The sequence below is a fragment of the Crocosphaera watsonii WH 8501 genome, from assembly GCF_000167195.1.
GTDB classification, from domain to species: domain Bacteria; phylum Cyanobacteriota; class Cyanobacteriia; order Cyanobacteriales; family Microcystaceae; genus Crocosphaera; species Crocosphaera watsonii.
The window spans coordinates 197,507-217,476 of the sequence record NZ_AADV02000004.1; the positions used below are offsets into that span (position 1 = coordinate 197,507).

At 37.5% G+C, this 19,970-nt stretch carries 19 protein-coding genes; 7 read left to right on the forward strand and 12 right to left on the reverse strand.

The annotated features are described in order from the left end of the window. The first annotated feature begins 83 nt into the window (after positions 1-83). Positions 84-2,630, forward strand: coding sequence for a glycogen/starch/alpha-glucan phosphorylase (locus CWATDRAFT_RS09590; RefSeq protein ID WP_007304752.1), 2,547 nt, complete (start codon positions 84-86; stop codon positions 2,628-2,630). 90 nt (positions 2,631-2,720) lie between these two features. On the opposite strand, the gene CWATDRAFT_RS09595 is transcribed toward CWATDRAFT_RS09590, so the two are convergent. The 3 genes from CWATDRAFT_RS09595 to CWATDRAFT_RS09605 form a co-directional block, all read right to left on the reverse strand. Continuing rightward, complete coding sequence (locus tag CWATDRAFT_RS09595) at positions 2,721-4,268, reverse strand: serine/threonine protein kinase (RefSeq protein ID WP_007304776.1); 1,548 nt, start codon at positions 4,266-4,268, stop codon at positions 2,721-2,723. A gap of 76 nt (positions 4,269-4,344) precedes the next feature. Next, positions 4,345-4,788 carry a hypothetical protein gene (locus CWATDRAFT_RS09600; RefSeq protein WP_007304775.1) on the reverse strand — a complete coding sequence of 148 codons (444 nt, stop codon included), beginning with the start codon at positions 4,786-4,788 and terminating at the stop codon, positions 4,345-4,347. 216 nt (positions 4,789-5,004) lie between these two features. Then, positions 5,005-6,150 carry an anhydro-N-acetylmuramic acid kinase gene (locus CWATDRAFT_RS09605; RefSeq protein WP_007304774.1) on the reverse strand — a complete coding sequence of 382 codons (1,146 nt, stop codon included), beginning with the start codon at positions 6,148-6,150 and terminating at the stop codon, positions 5,005-5,007. A gap of 165 nt (positions 6,151-6,315) precedes the next feature. On the opposite strand from CWATDRAFT_RS09605, the gene CWATDRAFT_RS09610 reads away from it, so the two are divergent. Together CWATDRAFT_RS09610 and recR are read left to right on the forward strand one after the other, a co-directional pair. After that, positions 6,316-7,092 carry a hypothetical protein gene (locus tag CWATDRAFT_RS09610; protein WP_007304753.1) on the forward strand — a complete coding sequence of 259 codons (777 nt, stop codon included), beginning with the start codon at positions 6,316-6,318 and terminating at the stop codon, positions 7,090-7,092. A 52-nt stretch (positions 7,093-7,144) separates the two neighbouring features. After that, entirely contained in the window at positions 7,145-7,753 is a 609-nt protein-coding gene (gene recR / locus CWATDRAFT_RS09615; protein WP_007304754.1) for a recombination mediator RecR, read from the forward strand. 31 nt (positions 7,754-7,784) lie between these two features. Here the strand turns inward: recR and CWATDRAFT_RS32310 are convergent, their stop codons facing one another. Both CWATDRAFT_RS32310 and CWATDRAFT_RS09620 read right to left on the reverse strand, forming a co-directional pair. Further along, a complete protein-coding gene (locus tag CWATDRAFT_RS32310) occupies positions 7,785-7,958 on the reverse strand; it encodes a DUF2949 domain-containing protein (RefSeq protein WP_007304773.1) in 174 nt (57 codons plus the stop codon). A gap of 242 nt (positions 7,959-8,200) precedes the next feature. After that, a complete protein-coding gene (locus CWATDRAFT_RS09620) occupies positions 8,201-9,127 on the reverse strand; it encodes an AAA family ATPase (protein ID WP_007304772.1) in 927 nt (308 codons plus the stop codon). 198 nt (positions 9,128-9,325) lie between these two features. Between CWATDRAFT_RS09620 and CWATDRAFT_RS09625 the strand changes: the two genes are divergently transcribed. After that, positions 9,326-11,098 carry a serine/threonine protein kinase gene (locus CWATDRAFT_RS09625; protein ID WP_007304755.1) on the forward strand — a complete coding sequence of 591 codons (1,773 nt, stop codon included), beginning with the start codon at positions 9,326-9,328 and terminating at the stop codon, positions 11,096-11,098. A 27-nt stretch (positions 11,099-11,125) separates the two neighbouring features. Then, entirely contained in the window at positions 11,126-12,493 is a 1,368-nt protein-coding gene (locus tag CWATDRAFT_RS31665) for a serine/threonine protein kinase (RefSeq protein WP_007304756.1), read from the forward strand. A 46-nt stretch (positions 12,494-12,539) separates the two neighbouring features. Here CWATDRAFT_RS31665 and CWATDRAFT_RS09635 read toward each other — a convergent pair whose 3' ends face one another. From CWATDRAFT_RS09635 to CWATDRAFT_RS09650, 4 genes are all read right to left on the reverse strand, one after another. Further along, positions 12,540-13,016: a DUF2656 domain-containing protein gene (locus tag CWATDRAFT_RS09635; protein ID WP_007304771.1), complete on the reverse strand. Its 477-nt coding sequence runs from the start codon at positions 13,014-13,016 to the stop codon at positions 12,540-12,542. A gap of 417 nt (positions 13,017-13,433) precedes the next feature. Continuing rightward, positions 13,434-14,618, reverse strand: coding sequence for an FAD-dependent monooxygenase (locus tag CWATDRAFT_RS09640; RefSeq protein WP_007304770.1), 1,185 nt, complete (start codon positions 14,616-14,618; stop codon positions 13,434-13,436). Positions 14,619-14,629: 11 nt separating this feature from the next. Next, entirely contained in the window at positions 14,630-15,034 is a 405-nt protein-coding gene (locus tag CWATDRAFT_RS09645) for a hypothetical protein (protein ID WP_007310183.1), read from the reverse strand. A gap of 129 nt (positions 15,035-15,163) precedes the next feature. Beyond that, positions 15,164-16,150, reverse strand: a complete 987-nt coding sequence (locus CWATDRAFT_RS09650; protein WP_007304768.1) for a methyltransferase domain-containing protein — start codon at positions 16,148-16,150, stop codon at positions 15,164-15,166. A gap of 506 nt (positions 16,151-16,656) precedes the next feature. On the opposite strand from CWATDRAFT_RS09650, the gene CWATDRAFT_RS09655 reads away from it, so the two are divergent. Continuing rightward, entirely contained in the window at positions 16,657-17,037 is a 381-nt protein-coding gene (locus tag CWATDRAFT_RS09655) for a DUF1830 domain-containing protein (RefSeq protein WP_007304757.1), read from the forward strand. Between the two features lie 329 nt (positions 17,038-17,366). Continuing rightward, positions 17,367-17,804, forward strand: coding sequence for a DUF4079 domain-containing protein (locus CWATDRAFT_RS09660; RefSeq protein ID WP_007304758.1), 438 nt, complete (start codon positions 17,367-17,369; stop codon positions 17,802-17,804). 9 nt (positions 17,805-17,813) lie between these two features. On the opposite strand, the gene CWATDRAFT_RS09665 is transcribed toward CWATDRAFT_RS09660, so the two are convergent. The 3 genes from CWATDRAFT_RS09665 to CWATDRAFT_RS33240 all read right to left on the reverse strand — a co-directional run bounded on the left by CWATDRAFT_RS09665 (position 17,814) and on the right by CWATDRAFT_RS33240 (position 19,951). Beyond that, positions 17,814-18,527 (reverse strand): hypothetical protein, encoded by a 714-nt coding sequence (locus CWATDRAFT_RS09665; RefSeq protein WP_007304767.1) that lies wholly within the window; start codon positions 18,525-18,527, stop codon positions 17,814-17,816. An 8-nt stretch (positions 18,528-18,535) separates the two neighbouring features. Next, positions 18,536-19,162 carry a hypothetical protein gene (locus CWATDRAFT_RS09670; RefSeq protein ID WP_007304766.1) on the reverse strand — a complete coding sequence of 209 codons (627 nt, stop codon included), beginning with the start codon at positions 19,160-19,162 and terminating at the stop codon, positions 18,536-18,538. A gap of 150 nt (positions 19,163-19,312) precedes the next feature. Further along, positions 19,313-19,951: a CHAT domain-containing protein gene (locus CWATDRAFT_RS33240; RefSeq protein WP_326997411.1), complete on the reverse strand. Its 639-nt coding sequence runs from the start codon at positions 19,949-19,951 to the stop codon at positions 19,313-19,315. Positions 19,952-19,970 lie beyond the last annotated feature (19 nt).

Genomic DNA, 19,970 nt, shown 5'->3' on the forward strand with positions numbered 1-19,970 from the left:
GATACTTTGCCCATTGCTGATGGTGCCAGGATTGCTATTGAAATCTATAGAAAAGTTTTGCATAGCCCCAAAAGGATTCATTTATGAGTACATTAACGCCGAAAGTCAAGAACACTAGCACCAGTCCCGAAAAAACTAACATTAAAATCGAAGATGATCGTACAGGAATGAACAAAGAAACCCTGAAACGGGCGTTTCTGGATCATCTTTTTTATATTCAAGGGGTTGATCGTTCTAAAGCATCTTTACGGGACTATTATATGGCCCTGTCCTATACAGTCCGCGATCGCTTACTCCATCGCTTCTTAAAAACTATTGAAACCTACAAAAAAGAAGAAGTTAAGATAGTTTCTTATTTTTCTGCTGAGTTTCTCATGGGTCGTCATTTAGGTAATAACCTAGTTAACCTAGGGATCTATGACACCATGAAAGATATCATGACGGAGATGAAGATCGACTTCGAGGATATTATCGAACAAGAACCAGATCCAGGTTTAGGAAATGGGGGTTTAGGTCGTTTAGCTGCTTGTTTCCTGGACTCTTTAGCCTCTTTAGCCATGCCGGCCATTGGTTATGGTATCCGTTATGAGTTTGGTATTTTCCACCAAACCATCCAAGACGGTTGGCAAGTAGAGATTCCTGATAACTGGTTACGGTTTGAGAACCCTTGGGAGATCGCCCGTCCTGATGATGCAGTAGAAATCAAGTTAGGGGGACATACCGAACACACCCACGACGAAAATGGTAACCCCAAAACCTTCTGGGTGGCTGATAGCACCATCTTAGCCGTTCCCTACGATACACCGGTTCCTGGGTACGACACCAACACTGTCAACCCCTTAAGACTGTGGAAAGCAGAGGCCAGCGAAAACTTTAACTTTGAAGCCTTTAACGCCGGACAATACGATCGCGCGGTGCAAGAAAAGATGGATGCAGAAACCATCTCCAAAGTGCTTTATCCTAACGATAACACCCCAGCCGGTCGGAAATTACGACTAGAACAACAATATTTCTTCGTTTCTGCCTCTCTACAAGACTTAATTCGTATTCACCTGCGTAACCACAACAACTTAGATCACTTCGCTGACAAAGTTGCCGTACAACTCAACGATACTCACCCGGCCGTAGCAGTAGCTGAGTTGATGCGCCTATTGATGGATAAACATAATTATCAATGGGAGAAAGCTTGGGAAATAACCACCAAAGCCCTAGCCTATACCAATCATACCTTAATGCCAGAAGCCCTAGAACGCTGGCCAGTGAGTATTTTCGGTGAATTACTTCCCAGACATCTAGAAATCATCTACGAATTAAATCATCGCTTCTTAGAAGATCAACGGACTTATTTCCCTGGTGACGACGATTTAATTACCAATATTTCCTTAATTGAGGAAAGAGAGGAAAAATTGATCCGCATGGCTAACCTAGCTTGTTTAGGCTCCCATGCTATCAATGGAGTAGCGGCCTTACATACCGAGTTACTCAAACAAGATACCCTCAAGCATTTTGCCAAACTCTGGCCCGAGAAATTCTTCAATAAAACCAATGGTGTCACCCCTCGTCGTTGGATCTTGTTAAGCAACCCCAAACTATCGGCATTAGTAACGGAAAAAATTGGGGATGGTTGGTTAAAGAATCTGGATGAGATGCGCAAACTGGAAAAATTTGCCGACGATGCCGCCTTCCGTAAACAATGGCGGGAGATTAAACAGCAAAATAAACAGAGTTTAGCCGATTATCTGCTGAAATATCGTAATATTAAGATTGACCCCAACACCATGTTCGATGTGCAGGTCAAGCGTATTCACGAATACAAACGGCAACATTTAATGGTTCTCGAAATCATTAACCTCTACAACCGCATCAAAGAAAACCCCAACGCTGACTACGTTCCCCGTACCTTCCTTTTCGGCGGTAAAGCTGCCCCGGGTTACTTCATGGCTAAATTGATCATTAAGTTAATCAATGCTGTGGCCGATGTGGTTAATAACGATCCCGATGTTCGAGGCAGGTTAAACGTGGTATTTATGCCCAACTTTAACGTCTCTTTGGGTCAAAGGGTTTATCCGGCTGCTGATTTATCGGAACAAATATCCACCGCAGGTAAAGAAGCGTCTGGAACGGGTAACATGAAGTTTGCTATGAATGGGGCCTTAACCATCGGTACTTTAGACGGAGCCAATATTGAGATCCGCGAAGAAGCGCACCCAGAAAACTTCTTCTTGTTTGGCTTAACGGCCCACGAAGTTTACGATCGCAAAGCCCAGGGTTATTCTCCTAGTGAGTATTACCACAACAACGGTAGCTTAAAGGCTGTAATCGATCGCATTTCTAGCGGCCACTTTAGTCATGGTAATGGCGAGTTATTCGGGCCTATTGTGGAACAGTTAATGAACGATGATCCCTATATGTTAATGGCTGACTATCAAGCTTATGTTGACTGTCAAGATGCCGTTAGTGAAGCTTATCGGGATCAGGAAAACTGGACAAGAATGTCTATTCTCAATTCTGCCAGAATGGGTAAATTCTCTTCTGATCGCACCATTGCTGAGTATTGCAGTGAAATCTGGAATGTTAAGCCAGTGGACATCAAAATTGCCGAATATAATCCCAATGGAGCTAATAACTAGCCTTTAGGATAGATATAAAAAGGGTTAAGCAAAGAAAAAATGCTTAACCCTTTTCGTTGAATATCAGAATTCATAACCTGTTATAACCTGTTATAAACTAGAACCATTCCGAGAGGTAGTGTAAGACGCTTTGAGCTTATTTTCAATGGTGGGTTTTAACTTCTCAAATTCCTTTTTTAACATTCGTTTGGTAATTTGCGGTTTACCCCCTGGCAACAGTTGACTTTTATCAGCCCATTGTTGTAGATTTTGACATTGATCAGCAGCAATACTTGTAGTTAAAACGTGCTGACATTTCTTGCCTTTTTCCAAAGCAAAAAACAAAATCCAGTAGTAACCCGACTCCCCCAATAAACGAGCAAACCGTTGACCGGATGAACTTTTGAGGTCTAAATAACAAGGTAACCATCTCGGTCCATGTTCACGATGGTAGAGTAAGGTAATCCACAAAATCATAGGATGAGGATTGGTAATAAAAACAAACTGATTGTAACGAATACTCGAGAGACGATTAGCAATATCTTCTTCATTGAGCATCACCCAAAGACTGGCAAAGTTCCCTTCAGAAGCTCGAACAACGTGAGGAAAAACAATTTTCTGTTGAGGTTTATCCTCAGGCCAAGTCATTTTTAAACAAATATCATCCCCTTTAGGAGAGGTTTTTCTGAAAGTGGGCTTAGTGGACTTAATAGCCTTATCAGTCCGTGGTTTTGGCTTAGCAACTAAAGTTTCTTGTTCTGATTCTGCTGGAGACGATTCTAATTTTTCTAATTTCTTTAAAATGTCTGTGGCGGTTTGGGGACGCTCACCAGGAGCTTTGGCCATACATTGAAAAATCAAGCTTTCTAAGTCTGACGGAAGACGGAATTTAGCAGGAATGGGTTTGGGTTTGGCGTAGTGATGGGCTTCATACCAACCCCCAAAAGAGGAATTTTCGGGGAAAATGGGCATTTCTCCCGTGAGCATTTCGTACATCATCACTCCCAGACTATAGATGTCCGAACGACTATCGAGTTCTTTGCCTTCAATTTGTTCTGGGGAACAATAGGCTAAAGTTCCCATAAATGACTGGGTTTGTGCCTCCCCTGACTGAATTAATTTAGCAATACCAAAATCCAGAATTTTCACCAACTCTCCCAAAGCCGGATCTTGGACGACTAAAACGTTACTGGGTTTAATATCTCGGTGAATAATGGGACACATTTCCCCTTCAAACATAATGCCTTTGTGGGCGCATTCTAAACCAAAACAAATTTGTCGGACGATCTTTAAAAATCTTTCCAAGTTTAAGGGACGAAACTTAATAACGTTGCTGAGACTTTCCCCTTTCAGAAATTCCATGACGTAAAAGGGGATTTCTTTTTCGTCTACCCCATAATCTCGCACTCGCACAATATGATTACTCTTTTCCCCTAGTAAGGCAGAAACCGTTGCCTCTCGTTCAAAACGATCGCGCATTTTACTGTTGAGCAAAGCTTGAGACAAAAATTTCACCGCAACGGTGACACCACCAAGTAGTTTATCTTCAGCACGATACACTTGACCCATCGCCCCACTCCCAACCATATCGATGAGTTGATAGCGGTTAGCTAATAAGCGACGTTGATGAGTTTCTTTCATGGTAACTGGGGGATTCATAATGATTCATTAATAGTGAGAACAAGATAAGAATTAAAACTTAGGAAAAACGGGGTTTCAAGGGAGATTATTACAATCACAATTGACGTTCAAATATCGCTTCCATGGTGCTAGTCAGGTAATGACCTCTGAGCAGACCTCCAGAGAAATGATAAGTATTATTATTAAGGCGGTAAAAGGTTTCAAAGCCACTGCGCCGTTGGCCATCGCCTAAAACCCAATAGCGTTGAATAATGGAGTCTGGTCCGATCCATCCTTCTCCTTCTACTTTCCCTAAGACACTTTGTTGAAGAACATAGGTATATTCTCGTTCTTCTCCACTAAGGTGTCCTCGATATTGAAAGGCAATTTCGGGGCGATCGCTTTGGGGAAATACCAATTTTGTTACCATGGTGAACCAATTATCATTACTCCAAGCCACGATACTTTTCCCTTTGACGGGTAGGGGCATTTCATTGCGTTCGAGCCAGTTTCCCTCAATTGTCCAGCGTCCGGCTTCTATTAAAAAGCTATGAGCCAAAATACCACTCCTTAATCTCCTTAACGATAAAATTTGAGATCCTATGGTGGAAAAAATCAAGTCGATTTGATAAGCCTAATTAAAGGCAAGTTTGTCCGGTTTCAAGGTTCAGAAAAGATTATTTTTCTGATTGACTCCTCTAACGGTTATCACTCTTAGGTTTCTCTAATTTAGATTTCCCTATATTTACAGAAAACTAACAGCCCTTAACATTTTTTAGAGGGGATAGTGAATATCACCTAGTAATCTCTCTTGTTTTGCTCCTGTCACCTGGGGTAAATTTCCTGGAAGCTTACTCACGTATCGCCAATAGGCTAAGATGGCGAAGGCGATCGCCTCTTTAAAATCACTATTCATCCCCACTTCATCGGTGGTTCTGACTGCGGTTGAGCCAGGGAAATGAGCTTGAATCCTCTTTTTTAAGTATAGGTTAAGGGAGCCTCCTCCACATAACAAAATTTCGTCGATGGGGTGTTTAATAAATTGTTGATAATTATGGGCGATGGAAGCTGCGGTTAAATCGGTTATGGTAGCTAAAAAGTCTGTTTCTGGTAAATTATATTTCTGTGCATCTTGCCAACACTGTTCTAAATAGTCTGCTCCGAATAATTCTCTACCGGTTGATTTAGGGGGCGGCTGCTGGAAAAAATCATGTTTCAACCACTTTTCAATTAATTCTAAATATGGATTTCCTTGGGCTGCCCATTCTCCATTTTTGTCGTAGTTTTTTTCCCCATTGCTAAATTTTTGGACAGCTAAATCAATCAACATATTACCTGGTCCCGTATCCCATCCCATTACCTTTTTTTGCCAATTATCTTCTTTTTTTGCTGGTAAATAGGTGACGTTACCAATACCACCAATATTTTGTACACAACGATATTTCTCAGGATCGCTCAATAAATAGGCATCGATTTTAGATACTAATGGTGCGCCTTGTCCTCCGGCTGCTATATCAGCGACTCTAAAATTATTAACGGTAGTAATTCCTGTTAAATTGGCAATTATTTCTCCTCTGCCTAATTGTAGGGTATAGCCGATGTTTTCTTGGTTTGGGGGACGATGATAAACAGTTTGTCCGTGGGAGCCAATTAATTCTATGTTAGGATGGTTCTGCTTAATTTTATCGACTGCTTCGACAAAACACAAAGCAATTGCTTCATCTAATTGGGCATAAGCTTCCATTGATAAGGGTTTTCCCCCTGCCACTTCCAAAATGGTTGCTCTAAGTTTGTCTGGATAATCATGATTAATCCCAGATAAAAGTTCAATGTTTAAATCTAATTCTTTTCCAGTAATCTTTACTAAGGCAGCATCGATACTATCTACGGAAGTGCCACTTATTAAGCCCAAACAATACATAATTTCTAATGAATAATTAATCTCCTAAATATCTATTATTCGGGGTTTAACGATATTATGGTCAAAGTATTCATTATAACACCCCTAGACTTATTCTAAATAGGGGTTTATGATTTATATAAATTTCGTTAGATAAACCACCAAATACCATTGGGAAACGCCAAAATGTCTGCCCCTGAAGAACTCACTACTGAGGTCTCACAACCCGTTCAATCCGAAGAAACTTCACCCCCTGAACCCGAAATTGAGGAAAATCCTACTCTTTTTCAAGCGATCGGAACCCTGAAAGGGAAACCGGAACAAGATGAGGAGGGGAACTTTTTGCTCCGTTTAGGGGGAAAACGCTATAAATTATTTATTGCTGGTTATCGCTATCAAGCTTGGCTCAAGCAAATGGCGGCTAACCCCGACAAAACTTTATTTTTGCGAGTCTATCCCAAATGTTTAATGATTCCTCGCAAAGATCCTCAAATTTATTTTCAAGTAGCTGCCTGGGAAGATGAAAACCCTTGGGAAGAACAACCAGGCATATTCAAATTTAGAGGGGTTTGGCAGTTTGTCCCCCAAGTCAGAACCCCAGTGATTTCTGTCTATCGTAATCAAAATGCCAATGATCCCAAAGGCAAATTTAAAGCTTCTCATCTTCCGGTTTTGATGCGACGAGAGGATGAGGCTAAACCTTTCCGCTTTAACCCCAAAATAGCTAAGGAAGATTTACCCCCTCGTTGGTTTGTTCAAGGGAATTTTAAATTTATCCCCTCTCGTAACTGTTGGGGATGGGATAAAGACCTAGAACCCCCCACCAAGAAGATTCCACGATATAAGAAACCTATTAAGGCAACTGCTGATGGTCAAGCACCTCCCCGGGGAAATAAAAAACCTCCTAGAAAAACAGATAAACCGAAAAAACCAACAACAGATAATAAAGAAACCGATGAGTAAACTCTAAATTCAAAAATTAATGTTCTCTAACCTTTTATTTATTTAGTTAAATTTGGAGAAAAGCCTTATCTATACACCTCCTTTAGCTCGTTTAATCGAACAATTACAAAGGTTGCCAGGGGTTGGACCAAAAACAGCCCAACGTCTGGCTTTGCATATTCTTAAACGGCCTGATAACGAAATTCAAGCCCTCGCTAAAGCTTTAATTGATGCGAAGAAGCGAGTGGGTTTATGTAAAGTTTGTTTCCATTTTTCTGAGCAGCCTATCTGTGATATCTGTCGTAACCCTAACCGTGACTCACAAACAATATGTGTCGTAGCAGATGCTCGTGACGTTATTGCTTTGGAAAAAACCCGAGAATATAGGGGAAAATACCACGTTTTAGGGGGTGTCATGTCTCCTATGGACGGTATTGGACCAGAACAGCTTTATATTCAACCCCTGGTGCGGCGAGTGACTCAAGAAGGAGTCAAAGAGGTTATTTTAGCTATCAGTCCCACGGTGGAAGGGGAAACCACGAGCCTATATATAGGTCAATTACTTAAACCGTTTACCAAAGTAACTCGTATTGCTTTCGGTTTGCCTATGGGAGGTGACTTAGAATATGCTGATGAGGTCACCTTGGCTAGAGCATTAGAGGGAAGGCAAGAATTAAATTAAATTTAGTTTTCTGTGCTGTTAAAAAGCAATATTAATCTAACCAATCAAAAATCTGTTCTAATTGAGTGATATCAATAAGGCCGTATTTCCATAACTGCATCGGTACTTGAGCAGGGATAGCCTGGGTGTGCCGTAAGGCTAAATTAACTTCTTCGGCCGGAATGTTTAATTCGTCTTGTAAAAAAATGATTAACTTTTCTAACATAGTTTAACTTTTCCTTATTTGATCATTTACAGGTATGGGAATCATCTCCGACTCAGCTTTTCTCTGAGATGGTTTACTTCTGAAGGCCATAGCAATGACAGCGATGGTAAGAAGTTCGATGATCGTGTTACTCATATTTCTGAGCCTCTTGTAAACTTATGTAAACTATTTTAATCATTGGGTAAAGAAATTGCAAGGAATCTTGCCAAATTCCTTGCGGTATGTTATAAAATTTTAAATTTCTAAGCCGCCATTAGTTCGGGTTCTACTACCTGCGATCGCAATAACCGTTCCATGATGGCGTGAGGTTGACGGCCATTGGAGACGATGAGACGATGGGAGAGGACGTGAGGGGCGATAAATTTAACGTCGTCGGGGGTAGCATAATCTCTTTCTTCGAGGAATGCCACTGCTTGGGTTGCCCGTTGTAAAGCTACGGTTCCCCGAGGACTTACCCCTAAACTGATATCATCATCGCTACGGGTTGCTCGAACAACACTGAGCATATATTGCTGTAGGGATGGAGCGACTTTCACCAAGCTGGTTAAACGTTGTAACTCTTGTACATCTTCTAAGGAAATACAGGGTTTTAGTTCCTCAACCTGAGCTTGTTGCAGTTGTTTTTGTAACATTTGCAGTTCTTCGGCTTCACTAGGATAACCCATACTTAAAGAAATTGTAAAGCGATCCATTTGAGCTTCGGGTAAAGGAAAGGTTCCTTGAGACTCTACGGGGTTTTGAGTAGCGATGACAAAGAAGGGTTTAGGGACTTGACGAGCTTCTCCATCGACGGTTACTTGTTTTTCTTCCATCACTTCTAGCAGTGCAGACTGGGTTCTAGGAGTAGCACGGTTAATTTCGTCAGCTAGTAAGACGTTAGCAAATACAGGGCCGGGTAAAAATTCAAATTCTCGACTATTGGGGTTCCATCTATTGGTTCCGGTTACATCGGTGGGGAGTAAGTCAGGGGTACATTGAACCCTTTGAAAGCGTCCGCTAATGGAACGGGCCAAGGACTTAGCTAGGAGGGTTTTCCCCACACCTGGGACATCTTCTAGTAATGCGTGTCCCCCACTTAATAAAGCGACGATAACAAGACGAATGGGCTTTTCTTTACCTACTATAGTGCGACTAAGATTATCTGTGAGGGCAACAATTTTATCTCTCATAGGAATTATTGGGGATAACTGAGTATATGGTCCATACTTAAGTTGCCCATTTTCTTCTTCAAACTTTACATTTGGGTAAATATGACTTTGTAGGGGTCAACGGCCGTTGACCCCTAGATATTTTTTCGGTAGTGTTGGGATTGGGGATAATTTTGGGAATACTGACTATGACTTTAAAATTTAAGGGATATTATCCCTATGTTGCAACCTCAACAAATTTTTTGCGATCGCTATCAACTAACTCAATGTTTGGCCAATAATGCGGGTCGTCAAACTTGGTTGGTCACGGATCTTATTTCATCTCAAAATACATCTGTTATTGTTAAATTATTAGCTTTTCATCCCGAGATGCACTGGGATGATTATAAATTATTTGAACGGGAGGGAGATGTTCTCAAACAACTCAACCATCCTAAAATACCCAGTTACTACGATTATTTTACTATAGAAAAGAAGGCAGAGGAGAGTCTTTGCTGGTTTGGCTTAGTTCAAGAGTATATTCCTGGGAAAACGTTACAACAGTTTTTAGAAGAAGGAAAACACTTTACAGAAGAACAGGTCAATAATATTGCTATTCAAATTCTAGAAATTCTCCAATATTTACACGAGTTTTCTCCGCCTATTTTACACAGAGATATTAAACCGAGTAATTTAATTTTTACTGAAGATGAGCAAATTTTCTTAGTCGATTTTGGGGCGGTTCAAAATGCTGCTGCTATTGAGGGTGTTACCTTTACTGTTGTGGGAACAACTGGTTATGCACCCCTAGAACAGTTATGGGGAAAAGCTGTTCCTGCATCTGATTTATATGGTTTAGGGGCGACTTTAATTCACTTACTGACAGGGGTTTCTCCTGTTAATTTACCCCAGGATAATTTAAGAATTCAATTTAGCGATCGCCTGAGTATTGACGCTTTTTTTATTAAGTGGATTAATCGCTTAATCGATCCTGATTTAAACAGTCGTTTTCAATCCGCAGAAAAGGCGTTAATTTCTCTGAATACTAAACGTTTACCCAAAGATAGTTTAAATCCTGTTGTTTTACCTTTTGAGAGTAAAATACAAATACAAGAATCTTCTCATCAAGCTATTCTATCCATTCCTGGAAAACTATTAAATTTCTCTTTTAATGCCAAAAATTTAATTCCCAAGATTGCAACTCTTGTTTTAGATTTGCTGAAAATATCAGGAATTATTTTGGTGACTGTGATAACAGTAAGCTTGGTCTTATTTTTCTTGAATATGTTTCAAGTATTTAGTTATTTTATTATTACGGTTACAGCAATTTTTCATTTTTTGTTTGTTACTCATATAATTCTGTCACCTGGCCTACTTATTATTTACAATTTTCAGAAAAGGTATAGAAAAATAAGATACTTGTCTAGAAAATTATATAGAAAATTTAAAAAGACATATCTTCCCCAAATAGCAATGATCTTTTTTCTGATGATTTTGCGAAGCTTCTTGAGTATTTCTATCTTTATAGGTATTTATCTATTTTGTTCTTACCTAGTGTTGATTTTGTTTAAGCTAGAATTGAAATTAATAAATAAGTTATTGGAGAGGATACAACAAGTATTTAATAGAATATTCTCTCATCCTATATTCTCTCGTTTAATAAATAATTTGAGTAGTCTATTTTTGATAAAAGTTGGTCGATTTACTCACTATAATATCAATATATATTCAGATTATAAGTTAGTTAGACTAACAAAAAGTTTCACTAATTTTTCACAAACAAAATCCTACCATATTTCTCAACTGCAATTCTTTTACATTGACAAATTTAACAATTTAATTATTCAGGAAAAGAAATCAAAAAGAAAAGAAAAATATTATTTATTCCTATCCCATCAAGAAAAGTTATGGGTAAGTCATTATCTAAACAATCGTTTAGAAACAATTAATAATTCTATAGCTCAAAAATACACTATTGAAACCTTTCAAGATAGTAACGCTGTTGAAATTTGAACCTAATTACTCTTATCAATAATTATTATGTTAACTCTTGACACTATTCTCAATCAACGCTATCAATTAAAGGAAAAATTAAGTCAATATGCGGGTCGAAAGACATGGAAAGTAATTGATTTACAGACATCCCCAACGGAAGAAGTAATAATTAAACTGTTAGCGGTTAACTCAAATGTTAGTTGGGAAGCGATTAAATTATTTGAAAGAGAAGCGCAAGTTATTAAAACATTAGAACACGAGAGAATTCCCCATTATAGAGATTATTTTACCCTAGATAAAAAAGAAGAATCTGACTTGACTTGGTTGGTAACAGTACAAGATTATATACCTGGAATATCCTTAAAACAATGGCTAGATAAAAATCTTCAAATGACGGATAAACAGGTGTGTCGTATTGCTTCAGAAATTCTAGAAATTTTAATATATTTACATGAGTTAAATCCTCCTATTATTCACCGAGATATTAAACCTAGTAACCTAATTTTGGGAGAAGATGGTCATATCTATTTAGTTGATTTTGGAGCAGTTCAAGATAAAACACGACAAGAAGGTGTAACATTTACTATTGTTGGCTCCAATGGTTATGCACCTCCAGAACAATTATGGGGTCAAGCAATACCGGCCTCAGATTTATACGCTCTAGGGGCAACTTTGCTCCAATTATTAACAGGAAAAAATCCATCGGATCTGCTACATAATAATCGTTTACAGTTCAGTCATGAAATCGAATTAAGTCCTAATTTAACCGCTTGGTTAGATCAATTAATTAATCCTATTCCAGAAAAGCGAATACAATCATCTCGTCAAGCTTACGAACAATTACAATTAATTTTAAAAGTTAATAGTCAAAAAGAGCAAAAACCGGAAAATTACTTTTTAAAGAAGTTAATGATCAGTAGTCTTTTATTATTTTCTACGGGACTATTATATCTTACTTATCAAAAATATTTGATTCCTCAAAAGGTAGTTCATTTTTTACCAATGGAAATGAAGCGTATATTACGTTCTCAACATAAATATTTAACTTTGAGACGTAGAATCCCAACGGACTTAGAAACAATGGAAAGAACTCTAAAATTGTATGAAAGACATTTTAATTCCTCTAATGGAGACTATGCTAAAACTCCTTTTTCAGATTACTTCGCCTACGATTATCATCAAATTGATAATTTTACAATCATAACTTATGGTCTTCCGAAAAAAACTAATCCATGGACTCCAGCAGTTATAGGAATATTTCATTTCCATGGGCTAGAATACAATTCTAACAAGGTTATTTGCATCACTAATGATCCCGTTGCCAAAATTGAAGATATACCTTTACCAGTTATGACTGTAAGAAATGAAAAACGTTACTTTAGTTGTCCAAAAGGTACAAAAGAATATAAGTAAAATAACGTTTGCTATAGCAATAGGCATTATGGTTAGGACGAAAAAATTAAGACTTCAATCTTTCAACTCTAAAGACATCATCAATAGTTTTCCCTGCGGTTTTTTCCTCCCATCCTAACTCGTTTAAAAACCTTTCTGCCGAAGCAGTTTCTACTACATCAACTCCCCATTCCCCAGTTTGTAATGTGTCAGGAGAATTACTTAAAGGTGGTGTTGTCTTTACTCCAGCTAAGAGCAAAATATCAGGAAAACTATCATCCTTATTTTTATGACTCATACGCTTACTAACTAAAGCATCTGCACATATTTCTCCTATCTGTGGAGGAGAAAAACTATTTTTAGGAAACAAAATTTCTACCATCCAATGAGGATGATTTACTTGACGACATTTCACCCCATCATATTGACTCAAACCATCAATAAAGACTTGGGTAAACTCCTGCAAACTTAACTCAGGAAAGATATCATTGGAGATATCAAAATTGTGGGACAATAACATTCTTCCTGTTTCAATTTCACTCATGTTTTTTAGTGATTCTTTTTTGCTAGTTATTGACTGCTATAAAAAGCAACATTTTAATTATTTTAACCGGCAAAGTACAACAATCTTCATTTTTCTAAAATAATGGTTTGATGATGCTTGAAAATTAAGTTAATACAAACAACCTATCTGTAAATATTTATAAATTAGACTTGACAAAAACTAAATAACTAATCTTAAGGTATGCTTTCAAGCATCGATTATGTTGCTATTGCGCTATACAAAGAATATTGAGAGATTGAATGTCTTAGGATAACGGTAATAGACTACATACCTAAAACGGTGGGTTACGGCATAGATAAAAACTTATTATGTTTTCATCAAAATCAACCGTGCGCCTAACCCACCCTACGAGTTATGAATGTTTCTTCTGACCATAAATATGGGAAAGTTATTAACTTAATTTGACAGTATATCATAATCGTAAATCCAAGCTGTTTTTTGATTAAGTAAATTAGGAACAGTAGCTGAAACCAAACCGAGACCAAAGTTTCTAATCAGTGCTTTAACTCCTGATGCGTGGAAAATATCAGCATTATTTCTAGAGACTTGTTGCACTTTTGTAGCCCTTTTAAGACGGGTTTGTTGATACTTAATAAAAGCTTTTTCTATCTCCTTTTCCTTCCCTAAATATTCAGCTAATACATAAGCATCCTCTATGGCCATAGCTGCACCTTGGGCCTGAAAAGGAAGCATTGGGTGTGCCGCATCCCCTAATAAGGTGACCTTACCTTGTGACCAATAGGGTAGGGGTTGATGGATAAATAAGCCCCATTTAAAACAAGGTTCGGGACTTGCTATCATATCCTCTAAAATTTCTTTGAGTTCCTCTGATTGATTGACAAAATCTTGCGCAACTGCTTGCTTATCTGCCGGAATACTCCAGCCTTGTTCATTCCAGTTGGCATCTTTGACTACTAAGACCAAATTAAGCCAAGGGGTTGAATTTTCTTGATTACCATTAGGATAGACCACCACGTGATGATTTTCCCCCATCCAAACCGTTGCTTTACCCCATAAGGGACGATATTTGTCTTTAAAGGGTAAAATTGCCCTGTAAGCAGCGTAACCAGCGTATTGAGCTTTATTTCCAGGAAAAAGTGATCGCCTAACCTGAGAACGAACCCCATCGGCCGCAACTAATGCAGTGGTGGTTGTGGGTTGAGAATTTTGCCAGTGGAGGGATATTTTATGATCTTTTTGTTGGAATGATTCCAAACGCTGTGAGAAATGAATTCTATTTTTATCTTCAATAGAATCGAATAATAATTGATGCAAATCTGCTCTTCTACATTGATAATAGGGTATCTTATTATCAATTTGCCATTTTGCTAAAATATTATCGGAGTTAAACGATCGCAACTCAAAACCTAAACAACGATGAGATATATTTTCTAGCTCTTTTTCTAGACCTAATGCCCATAATACTCTAACAATATTAGGACTAACTTGAATACCATATCCTAAGGCTTCAAAAGAGTTTGCTTGTTCGTATAGTTGAAAAGGGATGTGTTTTTTTTCTAAGGCAGCAGCTAAAGTTAAACCACCAATACCAGCACCAATGATTGTAATTTCGTCTTGCATAATATCTTTGTTTAAATTGTAGTCGATTCTTTGGATAATTCCCTAACTAGAGCAACTTTACCGTAACGAGCATCGATTTCTAATCCTCGTATTTCTAAAATGCGGTTTTGATTTGGCAATTCATAGTTAACTGTTTCGTTAGGTAAGAGAGACATACATCGAGTAAATATATTTAATCTATCTTGTTGAGGAATAAAGTTTTTTTCTCCCATAGTCAAAACAAATTGATTAAGAAAAGCTAATTCTCCAGTGTTATTAATAATACCGGCCGGAGTAGGAAGGGTATCACACCATCTCACCGCCAAAAACCATTTAGCATCACTTAATCGAGGATAAATTTTATCCGGTTTGGGATGAGGCAAAACCTTATAACCAGAGTCAACGGACATGATTGTACCACCCAAAAAACCAAACATTGTCATACTTTTACCCTTCCTTGAGGACAATATTTTTCAAGACTTGCTAAGGGAAAGGGACTGAAAAACCTTGATTCAGTCCCTAGTCCTTTCAAATCTATGTTAGTTGATTAGCTGATACAAAATTGTTTAAACGTTTACTGTTTCACCTTTTGCAGTCTGGGTTGACTGGGAAACAGAAGGAGATTTAATGGCGCGGAACATTCCAAAACGACACAAACCAGCACCAAATCCCAATCGCATCAATAACATAGTGGGAACTTCTCTTAAAGATTTAATGAATCCTGAGAAACCGAACTTAATTAAACCTTGGGGTCGAACAATTCCTTGCCAAATGGATTCTAACCAAGAGGGTAGGGTTTCTTTTGTCCAATCTGCGGTGATAACTTCTCCTTCGATTAATCCTGTGGCTGCGATTTGTTCAGAAAAGCCTTCGATACTGGAAAATGAAGGGTGTGACCATTGGTCTAAGAGTTGACGCATCACTGGTTTTTCCCAGAAATTCAGGGGTTTTTGACGGTCATCCCGTTGGTTCCAGTCTGCTACTACTAAAAGGCCACCAGGTTTTAAAACTCGCACCATCTCTTGGGCATATTTAGCTTTGTCTGGCATATGGGGACCAGCTTCAATGGACCAAACCACATCAAAACTGTTATCTGGGAAAGAGAGATTTAAAGCGTCATCTACCTGGAATTTGGCAGTAACATCTTCGGGGGTTAATTCGGTGGCCCGTTGTACTTGTTTGGGACTGATGGTAACTCCTGTTGTCTCAAACCCGTATGCTTTGGCTAAAATCCGACTACTGCCACCAATACCACAGCCAACGTCTAAAACGGTTGTACCGCGAGGTAATTTGTCTAAACCACCCCATTTGACCATTTCGTGAACAAAATCAGCTTTTGCTTCTAAGAAATCTTTGCTTCTTGGTGGTGAACCATAATGACCTAAATGAATGTGTTCTCCCCAATAAAATTCTAAAATTCCGTCTTGAGTCCATTCGTCGTAAGAAGTGGCTACTGTGTCAGATGATTCATAACTGCGAGGTGTTACAAGATAGACAACAACACCTATGACTAAGACGACGGCGATAAATCCCAGGGTATAGTATAAGTACATTAATGAAACCGTAATATTTATTTACAATGTTTTATATATAATATCAATTTTTGTCACAGAAGGGGTCTGATGGAGTGAACATAAAAATGTAAATAGTCCCCACACTTCCCCAGTCTCCCCAAACTTTCAATTGAAATATGGATACACATAATTGAGAACTCCCGTCAATTGGGCGATCCCCGTCTTTGTAAAGTTATGTTGCAGAATAAGGGTAACTTAAAACTTGTAATATCTCTTAACCTTGGGGATATTTTTACCAGCTAACCCGTCGAAAATTTAGGGGGGCGATTCGGCTAATAGCTCGAATAATAGGGCTTTTTGCTTAAGTCAGAATACTCGAAATTTTGACTTCAGAACAGACTTCGCATTATAGCATAAGAGTGTGATGGCATGAGATGGTGTATAGGAAAAGTATTGATTGTAATATTGATTACAGCTAACGGGGATCGCTCGATGTTAGGGTAAGGGAGAAATGAACAATCAGAAACTAAATTGCCTCAATTATTATGGCTCAGATCCTTGATCCCGTCCCCACTGGGCAAAGAAATGTACTACTTTGCTGTTATGTAAACGCTACCAGTCAGATCCAAGTTGCTCGCATTACCAACATAGAAAACTGGTACTTTGAGAGAGTTGTTTTTCCAGGACAACGCCTTGTGTTTGAAGCTTTACCCCAGGCGCAACTAGAAGTCCATACAGGAATGATGGCTAGTGCCATTCTTTCAGATACCATTCCTTGTGAACGTCTTTCTATAAGTGACGGAAACGATAACGAAATAGAGGAAGAATTTGTTTCTACTACTGCTTTGACTGATAAAAAGCAAACTATACAAACAAGTGATAAACAGAATTCTCCAGCGTCGGATTTAAACGCTGCATTAGTTTAGAAAGTCTCATAATGACAATTCATGATTGAAAAATTCTAGCTGAGATCGCCCCTTTGGGGCTTTTTTTTTGGGTTATCAGTTATCAGTTATCAGTTATCAGGTAAAATAATCAGTGGGTGAGGAGAGTTAATTACCTGAGTTCGGAGTTCGGAGTTCGGAGTTCGGAGTTCGGAGTTTTTTCCATGAGATAATCAGGGTTTAAGACTATTGATGAAAGACCAGTTGTCTATAAATTTCCTTATATCGAACTCAGGTTAATGGAGTCAACCCATCTCTAACCTATCCAAAGAGGGGAATAGGAGGGGGAGTTAGAAGTGATTTTTGATACTATGAATTTACCATCTTTTTTATGGCTATGGAAAATAGCTGCTTGGTCAATGGGTTTATCTTTATTCGCCTATTTATTATTGGGAATGTCGGGGGGATGGATGTTTTATCGCCGAAATACTCAAGCTTTTTCCCCTTTATGGTTACGTCCTGCCCATTATATCACTGGGGCGATTATGGTGGCATTGGTGTTAATATTATTAGTTATTGGTTTGGTAGGAACTTTAGGACATTACGGTAGTTTAGGTCATTCTCCTCATTTAATTGCTGGATTATTCACTGTTATTTTAGTGTTAATTTCTGCTGCTGCTGCTACACAAATAAGTCCAGAAAAACCCAGAATGCGCTGGTTACATATTGGCAGTAATATTATCTTATTTCTTGGCTTTGTTATGGTAAGTTTAAGCGGTTGGAGTGTTGTCCAAAAGTATTTACCTTAACTTGGAAGATTAAGACTGTTTAAAATATTTATTGATGAATTTAGGGGAAAGTTTAAATTGTCTTAAAACGTTAGGTAAATGTCGCCGAGGTATCTTTCCTTTAAGCAAAGTTTTAACTAATTTTTTAGATTGAAGACTAATATCATTTTCTTGTTTAATTTCTGTTAATTTATTTTGAAACCCTTGATATTGATCCTTATTTAGTCTGTTATACTTTCCGTCAAAATAGTAATCTTCAAGATATTCAAGTCCTGATAATAAATTTTCTTTCTTTATTTCTTTCATTTCCTCTTCTAAACTTTTCCAAAAGTCGGAGGTTTTGGCTAATTGTGTTGCCTTTAGATAGTATTCTAACAAATTATCAACCCAATTAACTATGATGCTTAAATTACGAGGGGCTAAAGCTTGTTCCTCTATATATTCAAGTAACGACTGGAAAGAGATTCCATAAATAACTACCGTTATAATAAATATTGGATTTATATCAGGTTTTTTAGGAAAAATTCCGGTAAGTATCCACCAGTAAATCTGTGCAGGAACATAAATTTGAATTAATAACCATCCCCAAAAAAGGAAGGTTGTTAATGGTTGAAAAAAGATATAATAAAGATATTTTCCCTCTAATTTTATCCAAGCATTAACAGCATTAATAATTCCTGCAATAATTCCTATAAGCAAATAAGGAATTAAAACTAATATAGATCCTGTAGAATTCTGTTCCATTATTTTTTTTATAAACGAGAATTACTCGAGGTACGAAGTTCTATTTTACCAAGGGATGTTACAGTAAAATAGGTTTCTGAATCATCTTCTTGAATGTCTAATATTCCTCGTTTAGTGATAGGAAAAACACTATACCAAATATTGCCAGAAACTTTATTTATTTTCTTTTCATTCCAGAGTTTTCTGACAATTTCAAGAACTTCCGATGAAGATAATTCTAAACGATATTTTAAGTCTTCTAATGTCAAGGGATAATCTTCTAATTCTTGCAAAATAAATAATGCTTTAGGATTAATCTTTTGCGTGTTTTTTGCCGGAGAATGAGATGTATTAGAAGGAGAATAAGTTGAAGGATAGGTACTTGCTGTTTTAGTTTTTTCTTGGCTATTATATTTTTCTGCTAATTCCTGTCTAGCTTTTTTATAAGCATAATTAAAATCAGAAATATTTTCAATCGATGCTATTATTTCATCAATGACTTGATAATTATATTCTGATGATTCTGTTTCAATACTATTTATTTTTTCCCTGAAATCTTCAGGAAGTTGCTCAATATTAATACGCTGAATAGCAATTTTTAAAGCGTCTAAGGTTATTTTTTGAGTTGGTTTTAGTGGTTTAGATGGTTGAGTCATGGTTTTCTCCTAACACCAATTTCCTAAAGTCTGGCTACACATCCGGTGTAGGGGTCAACGGCCGTTGGCCCCTACAATATAAATTTATGTAGTCTAAGTTTATGAAAATGGTATAACAAGTAGGATTATTTGTTTTTATTATACCATAATTTATAATTGATGGACAATAAATCCTAACCAATAATAAGACTCTTCATACGGTTTACTATTGAAATTTCGTTCATTATGTTTATTAATTTCATCTTCTATTGAACGTAGTATATCACCATTAACTTTTTTACTTTTTCCATATTTTAAAAGTTTAGTTAACCAGATACCTAATTCTTGATTATTCACATCTTTTAACCAAGTTTGTGCATTCTCTAGAGCAATTTTTGGGGTAACTCCTGCACAATATTGTTGATAAAAATAAATCATTAACCATGCGCTAGAAGTTTCATCAACTGTCCAGAGGGTACTAACAACACAGTTGGCACCACTCTTGAGAAATGCACTAACTAACCCTACATATTCACTGTTAATGGTTTGCTTTCCATTTAAGGCGGTTTCGCAAGCAGAAAGGGTTATTAACTCATAAGAATTAAAGTCAAGATGACTTATTTCATAAGCAGTTAGTTGATTATAATTAGCGAATTCTAAAGCTGATCTTTTGGGATCATCAAAAATATAATTACCGTGACCGGTAAAATGAAAGTGAGTATGGTTAGGAATAGCATTCTTAAAGTCCTCAATAGTAGTGATGGATGGTTCTATTGTAGCAAAGTATGTGTTAATGATGCCAGATTCTATTTCAGAAAATACTAAATCT